The organism is Mesorhizobium sp. LEGMi-168a (genome assembly GCF_058312955.1).
Map to the genome: position 1 here is coordinate 21,892 of NZ_JBZEGV010000019.1, position 19,559 is coordinate 41,450.

At 63.9% G+C, this 19,559-nt stretch carries 27 protein-coding genes; 13 read left to right on the forward strand and 14 right to left on the reverse strand.

Going from position 1 to position 19,559, the window contains the following annotated elements; all coding sequences use genetic code 11:
• Positions 1–12: 12 nt before the first annotated feature.
• From AC4FWB_RS22505 to AC4FWB_RS22515, 3 genes are all read right to left on the reverse strand, one after another.
• Entirely contained in the window at positions 13–231 is a 219-nt protein-coding gene (locus AC4FWB_RS22505; protein WP_491028442.1) for a tautomerase family protein, read from the reverse strand.
• Positions 232–257: 26 nt separating this feature from the next.
• Entirely contained in the window at positions 258–1,151 is an 894-nt protein-coding gene (locus AC4FWB_RS22510; protein ID WP_491028443.1) for an SDR family oxidoreductase, read from the reverse strand.
• A gap of 73 nt (positions 1,152–1,224) precedes the next feature.
• Positions 1,225–1,965: an SDR family oxidoreductase gene (locus AC4FWB_RS22515; protein ID WP_491028444.1), complete on the reverse strand. Its 741-nt coding sequence runs from the start codon at positions 1,963–1,965 to the stop codon at positions 1,225–1,227.
• A gap of 104 nt (positions 1,966–2,069) precedes the next feature.
• On the opposite strand from AC4FWB_RS22515, the gene AC4FWB_RS22520 reads away from it, so the two are divergent.
• Positions 2,070–2,963 carry a LysR family transcriptional regulator gene (locus AC4FWB_RS22520; protein ID WP_491028445.1) on the forward strand — a complete coding sequence of 298 codons (894 nt, stop codon included), beginning with the start codon at positions 2,070–2,072 and terminating at the stop codon, positions 2,961–2,963.
• A 50-nt stretch (positions 2,964–3,013) separates the two neighbouring features.
• Here AC4FWB_RS22520 and AC4FWB_RS22525 read toward each other — a convergent pair whose 3' ends face one another.
• Positions 3,014–3,931 (reverse strand): polyprenyl synthetase family protein, encoded by a 918-nt coding sequence (locus AC4FWB_RS22525; protein ID WP_491028446.1) that lies wholly within the window; start codon positions 3,929–3,931, stop codon positions 3,014–3,016.
• Between the two features lie 128 nt (positions 3,932–4,059).
• Between AC4FWB_RS22525 and AC4FWB_RS22530 the strand changes: the two genes are divergently transcribed.
• The 4 genes from AC4FWB_RS22530 (at position 4,060) to AC4FWB_RS22545 (ending at position 6,267) form a co-directional block, all read left to right on the forward strand.
• Positions 4,060–4,767, forward strand: coding sequence for a transglycosylase domain-containing protein (locus AC4FWB_RS22530; protein WP_491028533.1), 708 nt, complete (start codon positions 4,060–4,062; stop codon positions 4,765–4,767).
• Positions 4,768–4,870: 103 nt separating this feature from the next.
• Positions 4,871–5,308 carry a YybH family protein gene (locus tag AC4FWB_RS22535; protein WP_491028447.1) on the forward strand — a complete coding sequence of 146 codons (438 nt, stop codon included), beginning with the start codon at positions 4,871–4,873 and terminating at the stop codon, positions 5,306–5,308.
• A gap of 151 nt (positions 5,309–5,459) precedes the next feature.
• Positions 5,460–5,642, forward strand: coding sequence for a 50S ribosomal protein L32 (gene rpmF, locus AC4FWB_RS22540; protein ID WP_006203806.1), 183 nt, complete (start codon positions 5,460–5,462; stop codon positions 5,640–5,642).
• A gap of 223 nt (positions 5,643–5,865) precedes the next feature.
• Entirely contained in the window at positions 5,866–6,267 is a 402-nt protein-coding gene (locus AC4FWB_RS22545) for a hypothetical protein (protein WP_491028448.1), read from the forward strand.
• A gap of 24 nt (positions 6,268–6,291) precedes the next feature.
• Here AC4FWB_RS22545 and AC4FWB_RS22550 read toward each other — a convergent pair whose 3' ends face one another.
• Positions 6,292–6,810 (reverse strand): winged helix-turn-helix transcriptional regulator, encoded by a 519-nt coding sequence (locus AC4FWB_RS22550; protein WP_491028449.1) that lies wholly within the window; start codon positions 6,808–6,810, stop codon positions 6,292–6,294.
• 94 nt (positions 6,811–6,904) lie between these two features.
• Between AC4FWB_RS22550 and AC4FWB_RS22555 the strand changes: the two genes are divergently transcribed.
• From AC4FWB_RS22555 to AC4FWB_RS22570, 4 genes are all read left to right on the forward strand, one after another.
• On the forward strand, positions 6,905–7,729 hold the full coding sequence (locus AC4FWB_RS22555) for an alpha/beta fold hydrolase (RefSeq protein ID WP_491028450.1): 825 nt from the start codon (positions 6,905–6,907) through the stop codon (positions 7,727–7,729).
• Positions 7,730–7,923: 194 nt separating this feature from the next.
• Positions 7,924–8,580 carry a glutathione S-transferase family protein gene (locus tag AC4FWB_RS22560; protein WP_491028451.1) on the forward strand — a complete coding sequence of 219 codons (657 nt, stop codon included), beginning with the start codon at positions 7,924–7,926 and terminating at the stop codon, positions 8,578–8,580.
• Positions 8,581–8,586: 6 nt separating this feature from the next.
• Positions 8,587–8,922 (forward strand): ArsR/SmtB family transcription factor, encoded by a 336-nt coding sequence (locus AC4FWB_RS22565; protein ID WP_491028452.1) that lies wholly within the window; start codon positions 8,587–8,589, stop codon positions 8,920–8,922.
• Positions 8,923–8,933: 11 nt separating this feature from the next.
• Complete coding sequence (locus tag AC4FWB_RS22570; RefSeq protein ID WP_491028453.1) at positions 8,934–9,398, forward strand: SRPBCC family protein; 465 nt, start codon at positions 8,934–8,936, stop codon at positions 9,396–9,398.
• Positions 9,399–9,402: 4 nt separating this feature from the next.
• Here the strand turns inward: AC4FWB_RS22570 and AC4FWB_RS22575 are convergent, their stop codons facing one another.
• The 3 genes from AC4FWB_RS22575 to AC4FWB_RS22585 all read right to left on the reverse strand — a co-directional run bounded on the left by AC4FWB_RS22575 (position 9,403) and on the right by AC4FWB_RS22585 (position 11,266).
• Positions 9,403–9,690 (reverse strand): ArsR/SmtB family transcription factor, encoded by a 288-nt coding sequence (locus AC4FWB_RS22575; RefSeq protein WP_491028454.1) that lies wholly within the window; start codon positions 9,688–9,690, stop codon positions 9,403–9,405.
• A gap of 31 nt (positions 9,691–9,721) precedes the next feature.
• Positions 9,722–10,969: an MFS transporter gene (locus AC4FWB_RS22580; RefSeq protein WP_491028455.1), complete on the reverse strand. Its 1,248-nt coding sequence runs from the start codon at positions 10,967–10,969 to the stop codon at positions 9,722–9,724.
• A 102-nt stretch (positions 10,970–11,071) separates the two neighbouring features.
• Positions 11,072–11,266 (reverse strand): DUF1192 domain-containing protein, encoded by a 195-nt coding sequence (locus AC4FWB_RS22585; protein ID WP_491028456.1) that lies wholly within the window; start codon positions 11,264–11,266, stop codon positions 11,072–11,074.
• A 109-nt stretch (positions 11,267–11,375) separates the two neighbouring features.
• Between AC4FWB_RS22585 and AC4FWB_RS22590 the strand changes: the two genes are divergently transcribed.
• From AC4FWB_RS22590 to AC4FWB_RS22600, 3 genes are all read left to right on the forward strand, one after another.
• Positions 11,376–12,386 carry an NAD(P)H-quinone oxidoreductase gene (locus AC4FWB_RS22590; RefSeq protein WP_491028457.1) on the forward strand — a complete coding sequence of 337 codons (1,011 nt, stop codon included), beginning with the start codon at positions 11,376–11,378 and terminating at the stop codon, positions 12,384–12,386.
• Positions 12,387–12,624: 238 nt separating this feature from the next.
• A complete protein-coding gene (locus tag AC4FWB_RS22595) occupies positions 12,625–12,765 on the forward strand; it encodes a DUF1127 domain-containing protein (protein ID WP_292302837.1) in 141 nt (46 codons plus the stop codon).
• 254 nt (positions 12,766–13,019) lie between these two features.
• Positions 13,020–13,721 (forward strand): DUF1013 domain-containing protein, encoded by a 702-nt coding sequence (locus AC4FWB_RS22600; RefSeq protein WP_491028458.1) that lies wholly within the window; start codon positions 13,020–13,022, stop codon positions 13,719–13,721.
• A gap of 121 nt (positions 13,722–13,842) precedes the next feature.
• Here the strand turns inward: AC4FWB_RS22600 and AC4FWB_RS22605 are convergent, their stop codons facing one another.
• Together AC4FWB_RS22605 and AC4FWB_RS22610 are read right to left on the reverse strand one after the other, a co-directional pair.
• A complete protein-coding gene (locus AC4FWB_RS22605; protein WP_059189944.1) occupies positions 13,843–14,562 on the reverse strand; it encodes a helix-turn-helix transcriptional regulator in 720 nt (239 codons plus the stop codon).
• A 222-nt stretch (positions 14,563–14,784) separates the two neighbouring features.
• A complete protein-coding gene (locus AC4FWB_RS22610; protein ID WP_292360713.1) occupies positions 14,785–14,949 on the reverse strand; it encodes a hypothetical protein in 165 nt (54 codons plus the stop codon).
• Positions 14,950–15,123: 174 nt separating this feature from the next.
• Here AC4FWB_RS22610 and AC4FWB_RS22615 point away from each other — a divergent pair, with 174 nt between their 5' ends.
• Positions 15,124–15,303 (forward strand): hypothetical protein, encoded by a 180-nt coding sequence (locus AC4FWB_RS22615; protein WP_491028537.1) that lies wholly within the window; start codon positions 15,124–15,126, stop codon positions 15,301–15,303.
• A gap of 5 nt (positions 15,304–15,308) precedes the next feature.
• Here AC4FWB_RS22615 and AC4FWB_RS22620 read toward each other — a convergent pair whose 3' ends face one another.
• From AC4FWB_RS22620 to AC4FWB_RS22635, 4 genes are all read right to left on the reverse strand, one after another.
• Positions 15,309–16,043 (reverse strand): SGNH/GDSL hydrolase family protein, encoded by a 735-nt coding sequence (locus AC4FWB_RS22620; RefSeq protein ID WP_491028459.1) that lies wholly within the window; start codon positions 16,041–16,043, stop codon positions 15,309–15,311.
• A gap of 118 nt (positions 16,044–16,161) precedes the next feature.
• On the reverse strand, positions 16,162–16,902 hold the full coding sequence (locus AC4FWB_RS22625; RefSeq protein WP_491028460.1) for a DUF899 domain-containing protein: 741 nt from the start codon (positions 16,900–16,902) through the stop codon (positions 16,162–16,164).
• 154 nt (positions 16,903–17,056) lie between these two features.
• Positions 17,057–18,082: a class I fructose-bisphosphate aldolase gene (locus AC4FWB_RS22630; RefSeq protein WP_491028461.1), complete on the reverse strand. Its 1,026-nt coding sequence runs from the start codon at positions 18,080–18,082 to the stop codon at positions 17,057–17,059.
• A 220-nt stretch (positions 18,083–18,302) separates the two neighbouring features.
• Complete coding sequence (locus AC4FWB_RS22635; RefSeq protein ID WP_491028462.1) at positions 18,303–19,499, reverse strand: phosphoglycerate kinase; 1,197 nt, start codon at positions 19,497–19,499, stop codon at positions 18,303–18,305.
• Positions 19,500–19,559 lie beyond the last annotated feature (60 nt).

Here is a 19,559-nt window from a genome sequence, read left to right on the forward strand (position 1 = left end):
CCCCGGTTCAAATCAGGCGGTATCCTTCGCCCGGTAGGCGTCGGGAAGAATGAAGACTTCGTCGGCGCGGCCGTAGCCTCCATCAGGAACTTCTTCGATCAGCACCATGGTGTAGGGGCGCACGCCCTCGCCGAAATAGTCGACGAACATCTGCGTGGTCCTGTGGACGAGGTCTTCCTTCTGCGCTTTCGTAAGCGCGGCCTGCGGCGTCTTGAAGTTGGCAAAGGGCATTTCCAGGTTCCTCTTCGGGTTGGATTTCACGGCGCCGGATGGAGAAGGTCGGCGAGGCCGATGCGCTCCAGAAGCTGCGCCCGGACGCGGTCGGCGACGCCGTTGACGATGGCCGCGCCGTCATCGGACGGATCGATGTGGACACGCAACGGCCGGTGGCCATGCGGCATCGCGACGAGATCGACGATGGCGCGGGCGACTTCCGAAGGATCGGCATCGGCGGGCTCCAGCCCGGCAAGGCCGTGGAGCGCCTGGTCGTCCACACCGGCATAAGGTCCCGACCAATAGGCGGCGGCGCGTTCGGTGTCGGCTGGTTTGCCGGAGTGGGCGAAATGCTCCGTACCCTTTGTGAACGCGCCCGGCACCACGATGGTCGTCTCGATGCCGAAACGGGCAAGTTCGAGCGCGTAGCTTTGCGCCAGCGCATCCATGCCCGCCTTGGCGGCGAAATATGGCGCGAGGAACGGCGGCGTGCCGCCGCGCGTGCTGCTCGATCCGACCCATATCATTTGGGCTCGACCGAGCGAACGCATATGCGGAAGGATCGCCCGGTTGACGCGCTGGGTGCCGAGGACATTGACGTCGTAGAGCGCGGCCAGTTGCTCCGGCGTGAAGGCCTCGGTCGGCCCGAACACCATGTGGCCAGCATTGTGGATGACGACGTCGATGCTGGCGGCTTCCGCGAGGATCGTTTTGACGGCGGCCTCGATCGATGGTTCCGACAGCACGTCCAGCGCGACGGCGCGGAGCGCCAATTTCTCCTCGCGCGCCAGCCTTTCCATTTCGGCCGCCGCGGCGCCGCCGCGCGCCAGCGGGTCCCGCATCGAGGCATAGACCCGGTGACCGGCTCTGGCGAGCGCCTTCGCTGTCATCGCGCCGAAGCCGCTCGATGCTCCGGTGATAAGAATCGTCTGCTGCATGACTGCCTCTATCTTTTTGTTTTTTATGCAATTCCGGACGCAAAACCGCTGCGCGCTTCTGCTGGAATTGCTGCTAGATCGCGCCGCCATTGGCGCGGATGACCTGGCCGTTGACCCATTGGCTGTCGGGACCGGCGAGGAAGGCGACGAGCCCGGCGATGTCGTCGGGCTGGCCGAGGCGGCCGAGCGGGATGAGTTTCGTTATCGCCTCGATCTGCGCGGCACTCTTGCCGTCCATGAAGAGATCCGTCCCGACAGGGCCGGGCGCGACGGCGTTGACCGTGATGCGGCGCGGGCCGAGTTCCTTGGCCAGAACATGCGTCATGGCTTCGACGCCGGCCTTGGTCGCCGCGTAGACGCCATAGGCCGGCTGGTAGAAACCCACCACGCTCGAGGAAAAGTTGATAATGCGTCCGCCTTCGTTCAGGCGTCGGGCGGCTTCGCGCATGCCGCGGAACGGACCGCCGAGATTGATGGCGACCTGGCGTTCGAACGCCGCGTCGTCGGTCTCGGCGACCGGCGAGAGCCTCATCATGCCGGCGTTGTTGACGAGAATGTCGACCCCACCGAAAGCCTTTTCGGCTGCATCGAACAAAGCGCCCATGGCGGCCGGCTCGCCGATGTCGGCCTGGACCGCAAGGGCCGTGCCGCCGGCAGCCTCAATGGCGGAAACGACCGCCTCGGCATCGTCCTTGCCACGCGCGTAGTTGACGACGACCGCAATGCCGTCCTGGGCGAGCCGCTTGGCGATCGCCGCACCGATGCCTCTCGACGCACCGGTCACGATCGCCGTTCTTGTCCGCATGTTTTGCATGATTGATCTCCGTTCGTTGTTCTGGAGCGAATATAGATTGTTACGCCGGTCGGATAATCGGCCCGCTATTGACAGCAGTATTCGGATTGGTCGAACAATCCGGCATGGATCGACTCGACAGGATGCGGCTGTTCGTGCGCGTGGTGGAGCGGCGCAATTTCACCGCGGCCGCCGCCGATCTCGGCCTCCCGCGCTCGACCGCAACCGAAGCGATCAAGCAGCTGGAAGATCATCTGGGCACGAGGCTGCTGGACAGGACCACGCGCCACGTCGCCACGACGCTCGACGGGCAGGCCTATTACGAGCGCTGCCTTTCGATCCTGGGTGAAGTGGAGGATGCCGAAGCCGGGTTCCGCAGCGCCGAACCGCGCGGCCTGTTGCGCATCGATGCGCATCCGCTGCTGACGCAGCGATTCCTGCTGCCGGAATTGCCTGCGTTCCTCGAACGTTATCCTGAGGTCGATCTGCATATCGGCCAGGGCGACCGGCTGGTCGATCTGGTGCGCGAAGGCGTCGATTGCGTCATTCGCGCCGGCGAGTTGCAGGACAGCGGCATGATCATGCGACGGTTGGCGATGATCGGCGAAATCACCTGCGCGAGCCCGAGCTATCTGAAGCGCCACGGAGTGCCGGCATCGCCCGACGCGCTGGATGGCCATCGGGCCATCGGGTTCGTCTCCTCACGGACGGGCGAGGTCCTGCCGCTGGAGTTCACGATCGGCGCAAGGGTGCACCGGCTTGCGTTGCCAGGCCGGGTGAGGGTCAACAACTCGGACACCGCGGCCGCGTTGGCGCGGCTGGGCTTCGGCCTTCTGCAGGCACCGCGTTACCGGCTCGAAAGGGATCTGGCGGATGGGACGCTGGTCGAGGTGCTCAAGGATTTTCCGCCGACGCCGACGCCGCTGTCGGCGCTCTATCCACAGAACCGGCAGCTCGCGCCGCGGCTGCGTGTTTTCCTGGAATGGGCATCCCGCATTTTCGCCGAGGCAAAGCTATGAAACCGGATCGGCGCTGGGCCGGCATAACCCGTCGTCGGCCCGTGCCTGCTTCAGCTGCTCCGCGTCGCCACGAAAGTCGCGGCGGCCTTCAGCATATCCGCCTGCTCGCCATAGGGCTCGAGCAGCGCATGCGCCTGATCGATCAGGCCGTGGAGCTGCCCGCGCGCCCAGTCCGGCCCGTGCAGCGCGGCAAGCGTCGCCTTGCCGGCGGCGGCGTCTTTCTTCGTCGCCTTGCCCATCCGCTTTTCGTCGGCTGTCAGATCGAGCAGGTCGTCGGCAAGCTGGAAGGCAAGGCCGATTGCCGAGCCGAATTCCGCCAGTCTTTCACGATCCGCGGCCGGCGCGCCGGCAACGATGGCGCCCGCCTCGCAGGCGAAGCGGATCAGCGCGCCGGTCTTCATCGCCTGCAGCCGGATGATGCCGGCTTCGTCCGGCCGCTTGCGCTCGGCCTCGAGGTCGAGCGTCTGGCCGCCGACCATGCCGCCGGCGCCGGCGGCGCGCGCCAGCGCCAGCACGAGCGCCGCCCGGCGCTCGGCCGGCAGCGCGGTCGCCTCGTCGGCGATGATGTCGAAGGCCAAGGTCAGCAGCGCGTCGCCGGCCAGGATCGCGGTCGCCTCGTCGAAGGCTTTGTGCACCGTCGGCTGGCCGCGGCGCAAATCGTCGTCGTCCATAGACGGCAGATCGTCATGGATCAGCGAATAGCAATGCACGCATTCGAGCGCCGCAGCAATGCGCAACGCCGCCTCGCCATCGGCGGAGAAAAGGGCCGCACTTTCCATCACCAGAAAAGGGCGGAGCCGCTTGCCTCCGTTGAGAACGCCATGGCGCATGGCCGCCATCAGGCGCTCCGGCCGGGCTATTTCGCCGGAAAGCAGGGGCGCATCGAGGATCTGCCGCAGCAGAACCTCGATTGCGGCGGCGTGCGCGAAAAGCGCGGTTTCGAAGGCCGTCTGGTCGTCTTTCATCATGGCCGGGACCGGTAGCCGACACTCAGACATTGCGCAAGAAGCCCGGCACCTTTATGCCGTTGAGCGCGTGGCACGGGTGGGGCGGCTTGACGGAACCGATCGTCGAACATGAAAGCGAAGGGCTGGACATGGTGCGACCGCGGCGCCTGAACCGCGCCGGTCTCAAGCGCCTTGGCCGGCGTTGCCTGGTCGCGGCGATCGTGCTGGCGGCGATACCAGTCGTGCTCACATTCCTCTATCTGCCGTCCTTCGTGCATCCTGTCTCGACACTGATGCTGAAGGATCTCGCGACCTTCTCCGGCTACGACCGGCGTTGGGTGTCGATCGACGACGTGGCGCCGGTGCTGGCGCATTCGGTGATCATGTCGGAGGACGGGCAGTTCTGCTTCCACCGCGGCGTCGATCTCGGCGAATTGCGCGGCGTGGTCGACGATGCGCTGGCCGGCGAGGCGACGCGCGGCGCCTCCACCATCACCATGCAGACGGTCAAGAACCTGTTCTTGTGGTCGCGGCCGCTGGGCAGTGTGCGCAAGGTGGTCGAGCTGCCTCTGGCCATCTATTTCGACGCGGTGATGTCGAAGCGGCGTATCATGGAGATCTATCTCAACATCGCCGAGTGGGGGCCGGGCATCTACGGCATCGAGGCCGCCGCGCAGCATCATTTCGGCGTCTCGGCCAAGCAATTGTCGCGCCGGCAGGCGGCGCTGCTCGCCGTCAGCCTGCCCAACCCGATCGCGCGCAATCCGGCCAGGCCCGGCCCGGGGTTGAGGCGGCTCGCCAATCTGATCGAGCGGCGCGCAGGCCGTTCCGGCGCCTATGTCGGTTGCCTTGATTAGGGACGGTTGACGTTCATTCGCTCAAGGGGGATTCTTGCGGTGCTGACGGGGTGGCGTAACGAACCTCGCGTCAGCCTTATCCGCGATCAGAAGGAGCGGATCGATGAACACCACCAACGATCTCGAACAGGTCGTCGAGCAATACCACCGGGCGCTCGGCGCGTTCATGCAGGGAGACTACGAGCCCGCCGAGCAGCTGCTCTCCGAACAAGACGATGTCACCCTCGGCAACCCCTTCGGGCCTTTCGCGCGCGGATTGACGCAAGTCGTTGAGACGATGAAGCGTGCAGCATCGCATTACCGGGACGGCAATGCTATCGGCTTCGACACCATCTCGAAATACGTGACCCCCGGTCTCGCCTACATCGTCGAAGTAGAGCGGCTCCAATCCAAGGTGGGCGGGCGCAAGGATGTCTCCCCGGTATCTCTTCGGGCTACGAGCATCTTTCGCCACGAAGAAGGCGGCTGGAAGCTCATCCATCGGCACGCCGATCCGATAACCACAGTGCAGCCGGCGGACTCTGTCCTGCGGAAGAGTTAGGGCGAAGCGGCGGCTCAAAAAATTTCGCCAGCGGCGCTGGCCAAAACGGCGCAAGGCGTGTATAGGCACCCCACTTTCTCAGATTATGGCCTCGATGCGGCCCTTTCGCGAGGGTTGCCGGGGCATTTTGACCATGTAGTGGAGCATATCCATGGCCGTTCCAAAAAGAAAAACTTCTCCGTCGAAGCGCGGCATGCGCCGCTCGGCCGACGCTCTCAAGGCCCCGACCTATGTCGAGGACAAGAATTCCGGCGAAATGCGCCGCCCGCACCACATCGACCTGAAGACCGGCATGTATCGCGGCCGCCAGGTTCTGGAGCCGAAGGAAAGCTGAGCAGCTTCCACGTTTGTGACGTTTCAAAAGACCGGCCCCTGGCCGGTCTTTTTGTTTTTGGCGATTGCTTCATGTCGTCTGAGGAATCTCTGCGCAATGCAGGCAACCGGCTGACATCGTTATTTCATTAGGTCTCAGACCGTGTTCGTCGCAGGGCTTGAAAATTCTTGACGGCGCGCCTGCCGCGGATTTTACAAAGGGGTGCCTCATTGGAGTCGCCCAGATGTTCGGTGCCATCCCGCTGCTGATCGTGCCCTTCGTCCTCTACAATCTCGGACTGCTCGGGTTGTTCGGCGGCGGCGACGATCCATGGGCGATCGAAATGTTCTCGTTCCGCATGATGTCGGGCGGCGTGTTCTCGATGACGCTCGGCGACCTGATGGTGCTGATCGGCCTGGTGTTCCTGTTCATTGAAATCTCAAAATCGGTGCGCACCACCAATGCGTCGATCCTGGATCATCTTTTGTCGACGCTGGTCTTCGTCGCCTTCCTGGTCGAGTTCCTGCTGGTGAAGGGCGCGGCGCACTCGGTCTTCTTCACGCTGATGATCATCGCGCTGTTCGATGTGCTGGCCGGCTTCTCGGTGTCGATGCGGTCGGCAAGCCGCGATATCAACCTCAATTGACCGGCAGGCCGGCTCGAAGCGGCCTCACGCCGTGGCTGCCTCGGCCTTGCGCGCGACAACTTCTTCATAGGCTGCCTGCAGTTGCTGGCGCACGCTTGGTGTGCCAGGCGGCGTCTTCACCGGCGCGCCGAGATGTTCGTGGCGTAATTCGTCCATGAACTGCTCCCATAGCGGCGGGCCGCCTTTTTCGAGAAGCTCGGCGCGGATCGACAGCTCCTCGCTGACCGGAAGCCATACCCGCCCCCAGGCGCCGAGATGCGCCATGATCGGCACCAGCGTGATCGCCATCTCGGTCAGGCTGTAGATCGCTTTCTGCTTGTGGCTGGGATCGTCGGCCTTGGTCAGCAGGCCGAGCTCCATCAGCCGCCTCAGCCGGTCGGCCAGGATGTTGGAGGCGATGCCTTCGATCGAGCCGTTGAGCAGCTCGCGGAAATGGCGCCGGCCGCCGAAGATCATGTCGCGCAGGATGATCAGGCTCCAGCGGTCGCCGAAAACCTCGAGCGACAGATTGATCGGGCAGCCGGAGCGGTGCTCGGTGTTCATGACAGTCTCCCAAAAACCGGTTGCATTATGATATCGGTTTGATTATCGTGCAACTGATTGCAAAATGCAATCGGATTGAGAGAAGGAGGAGCAGATGACCGCGTTGCCACGTCCTGAAATCGTCTCGGAGAGTTTCGGCGATCCGGCCGATCCGGCGATCCTTCTGGTCATGGGCGCCATGGCCTCCATGCTCTGGTGGCCGGAAGTCTTCTGCCGGCAGCTTGCCGCACGCGGCCGCTTCGTCATCCGCTACGACAATCGCGATACGGGTCTCTCGACCAAATACACACCGGGCGAACCGCCCTACACGTTCGAGGACATGGACGCCGATGCCGTCCGCGTGCTCGACGATCACGACATCCGTCAGGCACATGTCGTCGGCATGTCGATGGGCGGCATGATCGCCCAGATCGTCGCGCTGAAATATCCCGAGCGCGTCAGCGCGCTCACCGTGATTTCCAGTTCGCCGCTCGGCGTCGATACGTCCGGGTTGCCGGGGGCAAGCCAGGCCTACAAGGAGCATTTCGCGGAAGGCGCCAATGTCGACTGGTCGAACCGGGGACAGGTGCTCGACTTCATGGTCAAGGACGCTCGCGCCATTGCCAGCACCTTGCATCCGTTCGACCAGGAGCGGACACGCGCGGCGATCGAGGAAGATTACGACCGTTCCGGCGGCCTCGCCAGCGCCTCCAACCATTTCCTGCTCAAAGGCAGCGGGCCGGAGCGGCGGATAAAGGACCTGATGGTGCCGCTGCTCGTCATCCACGGCACCGCCGATCCGCTCTTCCCGATCGAGCATGGCGAGGCGCTCGCCAAGGCGGTTGCCGGCGCCAGGCTGGTGCGGATCGAAGGCGGCGGCCACGAACTGCACCGCAACGACTGGCCGCAAATCATCGAAGCCATCACGACGCATCGCTAGAGCAGTTCATCGTTTCATGGAAACGCCGAACTGCTCTAACTATTTGTTTTTCCGCAACTCCGGACGGAAAACCGCTGCGCACTTTTCCTGGAATTGCTCTAGCCGGCAACGGCCGGCCTTGACTCCGGCGGTCTATGAAAATAGTTAAGTTGTTACTTCAGTATTGCCTCGACGTCCGACCGACCGGAGAAAAAATGTCCCTGACGCTGCATTTCCACCCACTTGCTTCCTTCTGCTGGAAGCCGCTGATCGCGTTCTATGAGAACGACACGCCCTTCAGGCCTGTGATCGTCGATCTTGGCGACGAGCAATCGCGCGCGGCTTTCCTGAAGGTTTCGCCGACCGGCAAGATGCCGGCCTTGCGCGACGACGCGCGGGACCGCACGATGCTGGAATCGACCATCGTCATCGAATATCTCACCGCCTACTACCCCGGCCCGGTCGAGCTCGTCCCCACCGACATCGACCTCGCCATCAAGGTCCGCCAGACCGACCGCTTCTACGACTTCTACGTGCAGCAGCCGATGCAGAAGATCGTCGCCGACCGGCTGCGGCCAAGGGACAAGACCGATCCGTTCGGGGTCGAGGAGGCGCGCGCGCAGCTGCGCAATTCCTACGCCATCGTCGAACAGGAGATGCAGGGAAAGCTCTGGGCGGTTGGCGAGACCTTCACCATGGCCGACTGCGCGGCCTCGCCGGCGCTGTTCTACGCCAACAAGGTCGAGCCGTTTGGCGACAAATTCCCCGCCGTGAAACGCTACCACGATCGTCTGCTCGCGCGCCCGGCTTTCGCTCGTGTGATCGAGGAAGCGCAGCCCTATTTCAAGCTCTTCCCGTACAATAACGGCTAGCCAGCGATGCTGCACGATCCCGCCCAGCTGGACCTGATGTTCCAGGCGCTCGCCGATCCCGCGCGGCGCCAGATGGTGGAACGCCTGTCGCGCGGGCCGGCCTCGGTCAGTCAGCTTGCCGAACCGCTGGCAATGTCGCTGTCGGCCGTCGTCCAGCACCTCAACGTGCTCGAGGCGAGCGGCCTGGTGAGCACCGAAAAGCTTGGCCGGGTGCGCACCTGCCGGATCGAGCCGCAGGCGCTCAGGGCCGCCGAGCGCTGGATCAACGAGCGGCGCCTCGCCTGGGAGCGCCGGCTGGATCGACTGGGCGATTTCCTCGCCGAGACCAAGCAAGAAAAGTGAAGGAAGCCGTCATGACCGAACGATCCGTCGTCCACTCCACCTTCGTCATTGAGCGCGTTTATCCGGCGGCGCCCGAAAAGGTCTATTTCGCGCTAAGCGATCCGGCCGCCAAGAAGCGCTGGTTTGTCGATCCCGACAATCCGATGCCGAGCCGGCATGAAATGGACTTTCGCGTCGGCGGCAAGGAAGCGAACGCTGGTTGCCCGAGCGACGGGCAGATGCATTTCTTCAACGCGGTCTACCAGGACATCGTGCCGAACCAGCGCATCGTCTACAGCTATGAGCTGCTGTTCGGCGAAACCTGCGTCTCGGTGTCGCTTGCGACGATCGAGCTCATCGCGGAAGGCCAGGGTACGCGACTGATACTGACGGAGCAGGGCGCCTTCTTCGACGGTCACGATACGTCAGCCACGCGCGAACACGGAACAGGCGAACTGCTCGACGCGCTCGGCGCCGCACTGGCCTCCGGGATCTGAGGCTTCAGCTTCCTGGCGCGCCCAGCTCCTCGACGTCCCAGAACTGGTCGAGCCAGATGTTGAGCCTGAGGAAGCCGGCGGTGCTGACGGCATAGACGCGTCTGGTGCCCTCCGCCTTGGCGTTGACCAAGCCGGCGTCGAGCAGGACTTTCAGGTGCTGGGAAACGGCCGGGCGCGATACCGGCAGCCCGGCGGCCAATTCGTTCACCGTCTTGGGGCCGCGCCGGAGCTCTTCCAAGAGATAGCGCCGGTTGGGATCGGCTATCGCCACGAAGGCGTCGGAAAAAATCATGCCTTATTTGTGAGGCAAAGCTTTCCAAATCTCAACTATCGGTTTCAACCTTTCTGCGCGGATCGAGCCGCGTGGCTTCCGGCGTGACCGCACGGTCGGCCGGCTGTGTCTTGAAGGCATCGCGGTTTTCGATCGGAACCGGCGCGCGGGCGCGGATGCGCAGCAGCGTGTAGCCGGCGAGACTGAGATGAGCGAGCGCGGTTGCGAGGAAGAGCCCTTCCGGCCGTAGCCAGCCCATCAGGGCGGCGCCAAGCAGCGGCCCGATCATGGTGCCAAAGCCATAAAGCAGAAGCAGGCCGCCCGAGACCTTTACGAAATCCTCGGCCCGCGCATGGTCGTTGGCATGCGCGACGGCGATCGAATAAAGCGTGTAGGCGAAGGCGCCATAGGCGGCGGTCAGCACGATGACGAAGACGCCCGCATGCGGCTCGATCAGGAAGATCAGCACCGCGAACAGCGCCGCGCCGAAGGCGGCGCCGGCCAGCACGAAGCGGCGGTCGGTGGTGTCGGAAAGCCGCCCCGCGGGAAGCTGCATGGCGGCACCGGCGACGACGACGAGGCTCATCATCAGCGCGATCTCGGCGGTGGAGATGCCGATGCGGGCGCCATAAACGGCGCCGAGCGTGCCCCAGGCGCCATTGGCGATGCCGATCAGAAGGCAGGCCACCGCCGACACCGGTGAATTTGCGTAAAGGCCTTTGACGTCGAGCTTGACGTCTTGCAGCGGCTTCGGATGCGACTGCGTCGAGACGGCGGTCGGAATGAGCGACAGGCAGAACAGGATGCCGGTGATCATGAACAGCGAGGCCGATTTCACGTCGCCGCCGGCGACGATCATCTGGCCGCCCATGATCGAGGCATAGGTGACCATCATATAAAGGCCGAAGACGGTGCCGCGATTCTCATTGGTGGCCTTCTCGTTCAGCCAGCTTTCGATGACCATGAAGGCGCCGGCCATGGTGAAGCCGGTGAAGGCGCGCAAAAGAATCCAGAAATACTCGTCGATGATGAGACCGGTGAGCAGCGCGATAATCGCCCCCGACGCGGCGAAGGCGCCAAAGGCCCTGACATGGCCGGCCCGGCGCACCAGCCGCGGCGCGAAGAAGCAGCCGGTGACGAAGCCGCCGGCCCAGGCCGTGCCCATCAGGCCGAGCGAGGCGGTCGAGAACCCTTCCACCTGGCCGCGCAACGGCAAAAGCAGGCCGTGCAGGCCTGACGCCGCCAGCAGGAACGCGGTGCCGCGCAGCAGCGAGAGGATCGGTCGGTAGGTTGCGAACATGGGCTGATCCGGCTGGAAATTTCAGAGCGCAGCTCTGTTTCAGAGTACAGCTCTGGCAGTCGCTTTCAGGCTTTTCCGGGGCGGGTTGGCATGCCGGCCGGATTATCCGCGGCGAAACAGCGCCTCGGCAGCGGATTTGGTGGAGCCTTTGGCCGCCCGTTCGGCTTCCAGCCTGGCGATCTCTTCGCGCAGCAGGGCAATGCGCTCGGACAATTCGTCGACGGACAGCAGCGAGAGATCCTGACCGATCTCGTGCGGGCGCGGCTTCTTCCTGGGTTCGTCGTCGAAGATCGCCATCGTCGCTCCTCCCTCACTTGGCCATTTGCCTGATTTGACAATCAGCATACATAGGGCAGGCGTGCCGATGCAAATAGCCGGCCAATGGCAGGAGGAGACGGGACAATCCATGGCAAGCGGACAGAAGATTCCCGCAAGGATGACGGCCATCGCGATCTCGCAGCCCGGCGGCCCCAGGGTGCTGAAGCCGGAGACGCGCGACGTGCCCGCGCCTGGCCCCGGCGAAATCCTCATCCGCGTGCATGCCGCCGGCGTCAACCGGCCGGACGTGCAGCAGCGCAAGGGCGCCTATCCACCGCCGCCGGGCGCTTCGGACCTGCCCGGCCTCGAGGTGGCCGGCGAAGTCGCTGCGCTCGGCGACGAGATATCGCGCTGGCGCATCGGCGACCGGGTCTGCGCGCTGACGCCGGGCGGCGGCTATGCCGAGTATGTCAAGGTCCATGCCGGCAGCGTGCTGCCGATCCCGGCCGGCTTCACCTATTCGGAAGCCGCCGCCGTGCCGGAGAATTACTTCACCGTCTGGCACAATGTGTTCGAGCGCGGCGGACTGAAGAAAGGCGAGACCCTGCTCGTCCATGGCGGCTCATCCGGCATCGGCACCACAGCCATTCAGCTTGCTTCGGCGTTCGGCGCCTATGTCGTCACCACGGCCGGTAGCAAGGAGAAGTGTGACGCCTGCCTGAAGCTCGGCGCCGACCGGGCGATCAATTATCGCGAGCAGGACTTCGTCGCGGAGGTCAAGGACGCAACCGGCGGCAAAGGCGCCGATGTCATCCTCGACATGGTCGGCGGCGACTATGTGGCGCGCAACTACGATGCCGCGGCGATCGAAGGGCGCATCGTCCAGATCGCCGTGCAGGCCGGCGCTGTCGCAAGCGCCGATTTCGCGAAGCTCATGGTCAAGCGCCTTGTCCATACCGGCTCGACGCTTCGCCCGCGCACGGTCGAATTCAAGGCGGCCATCGCGGCGGCTCTCGAGGCCCAGGTCTGGCCGCTGCTCGGCACCCGCAAGGTCGCCCCGGTCATGGACATGATCTTCCCGCTGACCGAAGCCTGGCGGGCGCATGAGCGGATGGAGGAGGGCGAGCATATCGGCAAGATCGTGCTCGACGTCGGTTGAGGGGAGTAGGGGAGTAGGGGAGTAGGGGAGTAGGGGAGTAGGGGAGTAGGGGAGTAGGGGAGTAGGGGATGCCCCTCGTTCGCCCTACTGCCCTATTCCCTTACTCCCCTACTCCCTCTCTTTTTGCTGCAATGCACAAAATGCATTGCCGCCATGCAAAAGCGTCCGTTCAATTCGTGGGCAAGGGTGCCTATTTACGCGGCATCGAAACAACTGATCCCACGAATGGAGGACTGAAATGAATCCGATCCGCGCTTTCCGCAACTGGCGCATGTACAACGAGACCGTGCGCGAGCTGAACCGGCTCAACGCTCGTCAACTGAACGACCTCGGCATCAACCGCGCCGACATCGAGAAGATCGCTCGCCAGGCTCTTTGATTTCAAGCGCGACCCGGCCGCAAGACCGGGCTGCGACCTCGAAGCCAGAGCCGTCGCAGACGCTTGCTCGTCTCCGGTTCCGAACCCGCTGGACCCTGTCCAGCGGGTTTTGTCTTTTTAGGGCCGCAAACCCTTCCTTCCAAAAACATTGCGAAATCGTGACGGAGCGTTTATACAGGCCGCGAATTTCCCATTTTGGTGGCTATAAACCACCGCCCGCGCGGGAACGCGGGCGAACGAGAAGGATTTTTAACATGGCCAATACGCTGCTGATGCCCAAGGCGACCGCCGTCTGGCTGGTCGATAACACGGCGCTCTCCTTCGAGCAGATCGCGCAGTTCTGTGGGCTGCATCCGCTGGAGGTCAAGGCAATCGCCGACGGCGAGTCGGCGCAGGGCATAAAGGGCATGGACCCGATCATGACCGGCCAGCTCACCCGCGACGAGATCGCGCGCGGCGAGAAGGACCAGAACCACCGGCTGAAACTGTCCGACCCCAAGGTGCGGGTGCCGGAATCGAAGCGCAAGGGTCCGCGCTACACGCCGCTGTCGAAGCGTCAGGACCGTCCGAATGCGATCCTGTGGCTGGTGCGCAACCATCCTGAGCTCAAGGACGCCCAGATTTCCCGCCTCGTCGGCACCACCAAGTCGACGATCGAGCAGATCCGCGAGCGCAAGCACTGGAACTCGGCCAATCTGCAGCCGATGGATCCGGTGACGCTCGGTCTGACTTCGCAGATCGACCTCGACCTGGAAGTCAACCGCGCCTCGCGCGGCCGCGAGCAGGCGCAGCCCGTCGCCGGCGACACGCTGTTGCCGGCCGCGCTTACCGAGCGGCTGGTGCCGGCTCCGGAAAAGCCGAAGGACGAGGATGCCGAGCTCGACGCCAGCGCCGTCTTCGCCAAGCTCTCCGCGCTGAAGTCGAAGGACAAGAACGAAGACGACGGCGAGGAGTGAGGAGAGGTCGGCCTTGGCCGATTGAAACGACGAACGCCCGGAGCCATAGCGAAGGGCAGCCGCTGAAACAAAAAAGCCCGCTCACGCGGGCTTTTTTGTTGGACGATCGCTTGGGAGGAGATCACGTCCGGGCGGCGCGGTCGGGCGCCATGCCATAATCCTCGCTGCGCTCCACGGCGCGATAGAAGTCGGCGAGTTGCTTGCCGCGCTCCGGCTTGTAGATGCGGCCGGCGATGACGACCGAGGCAATGCGGTCGATGCGGAAGGCGCGAAAATCGTCGCGCATCTCGCACCAGGCGACCAGGGTCCAGACCTTGCCCCAGAACCACAGGCCCAGAGGCCGGATGTCGCGCGCGGTGCCGCGGCCAGCCTCGTCCGAGTAATCGATGGTCAACACCTGGCGCTTCTCGATGGCGCGCTCGATCAGGTCGATCGCCTCGCGTGCGGCGTCGCTCACCACCCACATCGGCGTGTGGATCTCGGTGCGGGCGATGCGGTCCTTTTCGGTGTCGGGCAGCACCGCGCCGATCTTGACCAGCGCTTCGTCGGCGGCCCTTGCCATGGCGGCGCCGCCGAAGGCGCGCACCATGCGGGCGCCGGCAACCAGCGCCACGATCTCGTCACGCGTGAACATCAGCGGCGGAAGGTCGAAACCCTCCCTCATCATGTAGCCGACACCCGCCTCGCCGTCGATCGGCACGCCGGTCGACTGCAAGTCGGCTATGTCGCGATAGATGGTCCGCTCGGAAACTTCGAGCCACGTGCCGAGCTTTTGCGCGGTGACCAATCGGCCTCCGCGCAAATGCTGCACGATCTGGAAAAGCCTGTCGGCGCGGCGCATCATCTGACCCCTTGGCTTCGGCTCTACGCATGCCGCGGTCCCAAAACCGGTTCCCGCAGGTTCGAGGCTGCTTTAGTAACCCATGCCTCCTGACGACATACTGTCAGGAGGCTGCAGCCAATCCAACCCGGGGCGACGGCGTCTTTCCTGAAACCCAGCGTTTCAACCGACATTACATCTGGGCGCGGCATGGCCTCTATCCAAGTCGTGCGTCGAAAAATTTCAGTTCTTACGCACGCGGCCGTCATAAAGGTCCGGCCAGCCGATGTCCTTGCGGATGTCCGCCGGCAAAGTGTTCAGGAAACGCTGGGTGCGAATCTCATTCCGCACGGTGCGGATCTTGCCGACATAGTGCTGCACGCTACGCAGTATCGTAAAACCGTTCATGACCAGGCTCCTCTTTTTCGATGGGAGCAGTATCTCACAGCCCTGCTGACAGCAGTCTGTCAGGAGCCTGACAGATGGTCGGAGCAGTCGCCGGAAAGACTGGTGAAGCGCCGGGCAACCGGTCGTTTGTCAGGAGCGACGGGGCTGCAAGAAGCGCTTTGACAGCCACCAAAGATGCTGTTCAAAGGCGGCATGACGAAATTCCTCGCCCTTGTCATCATCGGCATCATGCTGATCCAGATCATCAAGCCGCTCGGCTGGCCGGGGCTGAAGCGCCGCAGCGATTTCTGGAAGCTGGCGCTGCTTGCCATGGCAGCGATCTCGCTGGCGGCTGTTCTCGGCCATTGGGCCTGAATACCTCAAACCGGGATGAGGACCTCGTCTCCCAGCACAAAATCCACCAGGTGCTCGGCCCAGGCGCGATAGCCCGCTTCCGAGGCATGAAAGCCATCGGAGGCAAAACCAGCCTGCGGATCGGTGATCGGCAGGCGCGCGGCCGGAACCGCGCCGCGCTCGTTGCAGAGGCGCATGCCCATCCGGTTCATCGCGATAGCGCGGATTTCGAGGATCTTGCCGAGCAATGGCGGCATCGCCGGCGCGCGGGTGAATTCCAGCACCGGCGACCAGACCACGCGCGCTTCCGGCCATTTGGCGCGCAGCGCATAGAGCAGGCCGCCGAACTCCTTCTTGAAGCGCGGCACGGAATGAAAATTCTTGGTGTCGTTGGTGCCGATGGCGAGCACGATATGCGTCCACGGATCGACCGACAGGTTGGGCAGGACGTAATCGCGGATCTGGCCGGATGTCGCCGAGTTGAAGCCGGCGGCGCGCCAGCGCACGGCGTGGCCAGTACGCTCGGCAATCAGCCCGGCTAGCTGCGCGGCGAGCCCATGCTCCGATTGTTCGATGCCAACCGATGCGGCGGACGAGTCGCCCAGGACCAGCAATGCGATTGTCGGGGCCGTGCCGGGTATCTCATGCAAGACCGGACCTTGCGCCGGCAGCATGCGGCTGGTGCGGCGGCGCACGCCAAGGCCCTGCCAGACATAGACCGGGAAAGCGAGCCAGGTGAGGAGGGCGAGCAGGCGCTGCATGGCAAATCCGTTGCTTGTTCTTGCGCAATTCCGGACGGAAAACCGCTATGCACTTTTCCTGGAATTGCTCTGGACGAAAGCCATTAGCGCATGTTTTGGCCGAGGTGAAAGAGACGGGTCACGCGCAGCAGTCCGGCCGATCCTTGGTCCTGTCCTGGTATTCGTCGTGCAGGCGCACCCAGTCCATCAGGCCATGATAGGGGCCGGTCTCGTTGCGACCCTTCGGCGTCATGTCGAGATAGTGGTAGGCGCCGATCAGCGCGTCGCCGCCGCGGGCGCGCGACATGAAGGTAAGGAAGATGTCGCCGGTTTCGTCGCGATAGAAGACGCTTGTGCCGGGCAGGTCCTTCGATCGCAGCGGGCGTTTCTCGAAATTGTAGGTGGTGTCGCCGGCCGCGATCTGTCTTTCGGTGAAGGAGACCTGCATGTCGAAGTTGAAGTCCGACGCGTAGGACGACACCCAGTCGAATTTCCAGCCCATGCGCTGCTTGTAGGGCAGGAGCTCGGCCAGCGGCGCTCGCGAGACGACAACCAGCGACACATCATGGTGCTTGAGATGCTGGTCGGCGCCGTCGATATGGTCGGCCAGGAACGAGCAGCCCTCGCAGCGGTGGTCCGATCCCGGCGTCATCATGAAGTGGTAGACGATCAGCTGGCTCTTGCCGGCGAACAGCTCGGCGAGGCGCTTCGGTCCCTGCTCGCTTTCGAAGACATAGTCCTTGCGCAGCTTGAGCCAGGGCAGTCTCCGCCGCTCGGCGGCAACGCAATCGCGAAGCCGCGTCAGCTCCTTCTCGCGCTCGAGGTGCTTTCTATGCGCCTCGAACCAGTCCTCCCGCGAAACCACGGCGTTGCGATTCATGACCATCTCCTGTCCTCTCCTGCCAAGGACGTTCGACACGGGCGCGACCCGACATGGCCGCCGCTGTTTCGACGCATCAGGTAGGAACGCGGCCAGGAAAAGACAAAACCCGGGCCAATGGCCCGGGTTTCGGTGCATTGAGAAAAGCGAGATGTCAGGCGGCTTTTTCCAGGGCCGGGCGCCATTTGCCGAGCGCCGCCAGATGGTTCATGTGGGCGCGGTGGATGAAAGCCGCCTGGCCGGCGGCGACGTTCGAGGCCTTGCCGCTCCAGGCCTTCTGCGCTGCCGCCTGCAGGGCGCGGCCGTAGGAGAAGGAGAGCTTCCACGGATGCGGGCCGATGACGTTGATGGCATTGAGGTTGGCCGTCGCCTCCTCGTCATCCTGGCCGCCGGAGAGGAAGGCGATGCCTGGCACCGCCACCGGCACGGTTTCGCGGAACAGCTTTATCGTCTTCTCGGCGACCTCTTCGGGATCGTCCTTCTTGCCCGATTTCTTGCCGGAGATGACCATGTTCGGCTTGAGGATAGTGCCCTCCAGCACGACGCGCGCCGCATAGAGCTCGCCATAGAGCTTCAGCAAGGTCGCCTTGCTCACCTCGTAGCAGGTGTCGATCGAGTGGGCGCCGTCCATCAGCACTTCCGGCTCGACGATCGGCACGATGCCAGCCTCCTGGCAGAGCGCCGCATAGCGGGCAAGCGCATGCGCGTTGGAGCCGATCGAGGTCGCCGAAGGCACCTCCTTGGCGACGTCGATATCGATCACCGCGCGCCATTTGGCGAAGCGAGCGCCGAGCTTGTAGTAGTCCGCAAGCCGCTCGCGCAGGCCGTCCAAGCCTTCGGTGATGGTGTCGCCGGGAAAGCCGGCGAGAGGCTTGGCACCCATATCGACCTTGATGCCCGGAATGGCGCCGGAAGCCTTGATGATGTCGACCAGCGGCGTGCCGTCGGCTGCCTTCTGGCGGATGGTCTCGTCATAGAGGATGACGCCGGAAATGTACTTGGTCATCGCCTCCTTGGCGCGGAACATCATCTCGCGATAGTCGCGCCGGCTGTCGGCGGTCGATTCGACGCCGATGACGTCGAAGCGCTTCTTGATGGTGCCGGAGCTCTCATCGGCGGCCAAAAGGCCCTTGCCATCGGCCACGATCGCGGCGGCTATGTCTTCGAGACGTTCGCTCATGGTGCTCTCCTTGACGGTTTCGTTCCGCGGCAAGGCAATTCAGCGGGCACCGCTGAATTGCTTAGTATCTCCCCTCTCGCAATTCCGGGCGGAAAACCGCTGCGCACTTTTCCTGGAATTGCTCCCAGCAGAACACTACCGCCAAAGGAATGACGCCGGAAAGCTCGAATCGATTGAAAGTATTCGATCCCTAGACGTGCTCGCCGAGTCTTGAGTGAACTCAGCGCTTCAGCACCTCGACGCCGGGCAGCGGCTTGCCTTCCATCCATTCCAGGAAGGCGCCGCCGGCGGTCGAGACATAGGTGAAGTCGTCGGCGACGCCGGCATGGTTGAGGGCTGCCACCGTGTCGCCGCCACCCGCAACCGACACCAGCTTGCCTTCCTTCGTGCGGGCCGCAGCATGCTTAGCCGCCGCCACCGTCGCGTGATCAAAAGGCTCGATCTCGAAAGCGCCGAGCGGGCCGTTCCACACCAGGGTCGCGGCGCGGTCGATCCAGTCGGTGACGCTTTTCACCGTCTTTGCGCCGACATCGAGAATCATGCCGTCGGCCGGCACGTCCTCGATGGCGACAGTTTCGCTGGCAGCACCGGCCTTGAATTCCTTCGCCACGACGCCGTCGGCAGGCAGGATGATGGCGCAGCCGGCTTCCGCCGCCTCGATCATGATCTGCTTGGCGGTGCCGGCGAGGTCATGCTCGCAGAGCGATTTGCCGACATCGGTGCCGCGCGCCGCCAGGAAGGTGTTGGCCATGCCGCCGCCGATAACCAGCGCATCGACCTTCTTCACCAGGTTCATCAAAAGATCGATCTTGGTCGAGACCTTGGCGCCGCCGACGATGGCGACCACGGGCCGCACCGGATTGCCGAGACCCTTTTCCAGCGCATCGAGCTCGGCCTGCATGGTGCGGCCGGCATAGGCCGGCAGCTGGTGCGCCAGGCCTTCGGTCGACGCGTGCGCCCGGTGCGCAGCGGAAAAAGCGTCGTTGACATAGATGTCGCCATTGGCGGCGAGCTTTTCGGTGAAGGCCTGATCGTTCTTTTCCTCGGACTTGTGGAAACGGGTGTTTTCCAGAAGCAGGATATCGCCATTCTTCATGGCGGCGACGGCTTCGGCGGCCTTGTCGCCGATGCAATCGGCGGCGAAGCCGACTGGCTTGCCGAGCACCTGCGCCGTCGCGCGGGCGATCGGCTCCAGCGAGAATTCGGCCGACGGGCCGTCCTTGGGGCGGCCGAAATGCGCGAGCAGGATCACCTTGGCGCCCTTGCCGGAGAGCTCGGAAATGGTCGGCGCGATGCGCTCGATGCGCGTGGCGTCGGTCACCTTGCCATCGGCAACGGGCACGTTGAGGTCGACGCGCACCAGGACGCGCTTGCCGCTGACGGCGCCGATATCGTCGAGTGTCTTGAAGCCGGCCATGGTCGTTCCTTTCCGCGAAAAACGCGGCGACCTTACCCGGCACCGGGGACGATGCAAGGG

Coding starts and splice junctions, on each gene's coding strand:
- AC4FWB_RS22600 (WP_491028458.1), top strand. CDS start 13,020: ATGGCCAATACGCTGCTGATGCCCAAGGCGACCGCCGTCTGGCTGGTC.
- AC4FWB_RS22550 (WP_491028449.1), bottom strand. CDS start 6,810: ATGAACACCGAGCACCGCTCCGGCTGCCCGATCAATCTGTCGCTCGAG.
- AC4FWB_RS22620 (WP_491028459.1), bottom strand. CDS start 16,043: ATGCAGCGCCTGCTCGCCCTCCTCACCTGGCTCGCTTTCCCGGTCTAT.
- AC4FWB_RS22610 (WP_292360713.1), bottom strand. CDS start 14,949: ATGAACGGTTTTACGATACTGCGTAGCGTGCAGCACTATGTCGGCAAG.
- AC4FWB_RS22565 (WP_491028452.1), top strand. CDS start 8,587: ATGCTGCACGATCCCGCCCAGCTGGACCTGATGTTCCAGGCGCTCGCC.
- AC4FWB_RS22510 (WP_491028443.1), bottom strand. CDS start 1,151: ATGCAGCAGACGATTCTTATCACCGGAGCATCGAGCGGCTTCGGCGCG.
- AC4FWB_RS22580 (WP_491028455.1), bottom strand. CDS start 10,969: ATGTTCGCAACCTACCGACCGATCCTCTCGCTGCTGCGCGGCACCGCG.
- AC4FWB_RS22595 (WP_292302837.1), top strand. CDS start 12,625: ATGAATCCGATCCGCGCTTTCCGCAACTGGCGCATGTACAACGAGACC.
- AC4FWB_RS22515 (WP_491028444.1), bottom strand. CDS start 1,965: ATGCAAAACATGCGGACAAGAACGGCGATCGTGACCGGTGCGTCGAGA.
- AC4FWB_RS22615 (WP_491028537.1), top strand. CDS start 15,124: ATGCTGTTCAAAGGCGGCATGACGAAATTCCTCGCCCTTGTCATCATC.
- AC4FWB_RS22535 (WP_491028447.1), top strand. CDS start 4,871: ATGAACACCACCAACGATCTCGAACAGGTCGTCGAGCAATACCACCGG.
- AC4FWB_RS22505 (WP_491028442.1), bottom strand. CDS start 231: ATGCCCTTTGCCAACTTCAAGACGCCGCAGGCCGCGCTTACGAAAGCG.
- AC4FWB_RS22560 (WP_491028451.1), top strand. CDS start 7,924: ATGTCCCTGACGCTGCATTTCCACCCACTTGCTTCCTTCTGCTGGAAG.
- AC4FWB_RS22570 (WP_491028453.1), top strand. CDS start 8,934: ATGACCGAACGATCCGTCGTCCACTCCACCTTCGTCATTGAGCGCGTT.
- AC4FWB_RS22530 (WP_491028533.1), top strand. CDS start 4,060: ATGGTGCGACCGCGGCGCCTGAACCGCGCCGGTCTCAAGCGCCTTGGC.
- AC4FWB_RS22630 (WP_491028461.1), bottom strand. CDS start 18,082: ATGAGCGAACGTCTCGAAGACATAGCCGCCGCGATCGTGGCCGATGGC.
- AC4FWB_RS22555 (WP_491028450.1), top strand. CDS start 6,905: ATGACCGCGTTGCCACGTCCTGAAATCGTCTCGGAGAGTTTCGGCGAT.
- rpmF (WP_006203806.1), top strand. CDS start 5,460: ATGGCCGTTCCAAAAAGAAAAACTTCTCCGTCGAAGCGCGGCATGCGC.
- AC4FWB_RS22605 (WP_059189944.1), bottom strand. CDS start 14,562: ATGCGCCGCGCCGACAGGCTTTTCCAGATCGTGCAGCATTTGCGCGGA.
- AC4FWB_RS22545 (WP_491028448.1), top strand. CDS start 5,866: ATGTTCGGTGCCATCCCGCTGCTGATCGTGCCCTTCGTCCTCTACAAT.
- AC4FWB_RS22635 (WP_491028462.1), bottom strand. CDS start 19,499: ATGGCCGGCTTCAAGACACTCGACGATATCGGCGCCGTCAGCGGCAAG.
- AC4FWB_RS22590 (WP_491028457.1), top strand. CDS start 11,376: ATGGCAAGCGGACAGAAGATTCCCGCAAGGATGACGGCCATCGCGATC.
- AC4FWB_RS22575 (WP_491028454.1), bottom strand. CDS start 9,690: ATGATTTTTTCCGACGCCTTCGTGGCGATAGCCGATCCCAACCGGCGC.
- AC4FWB_RS22585 (WP_491028456.1), bottom strand. CDS start 11,266: ATGGCGATCTTCGACGACGAACCCAGGAAGAAGCCGCGCCCGCACGAG.
- AC4FWB_RS22520 (WP_491028445.1), top strand. CDS start 2,070: ATGGATCGACTCGACAGGATGCGGCTGTTCGTGCGCGTGGTGGAGCGG.
- AC4FWB_RS22625 (WP_491028460.1), bottom strand. CDS start 16,902: ATGAATCGCAACGCCGTGGTTTCGCGGGAGGACTGGTTCGAGGCGCAT.
- AC4FWB_RS22525 (WP_491028446.1), bottom strand. CDS start 3,931: ATGATGAAAGACGACCAGACGGCCTTCGAAACCGCGCTTTTCGCGCAC.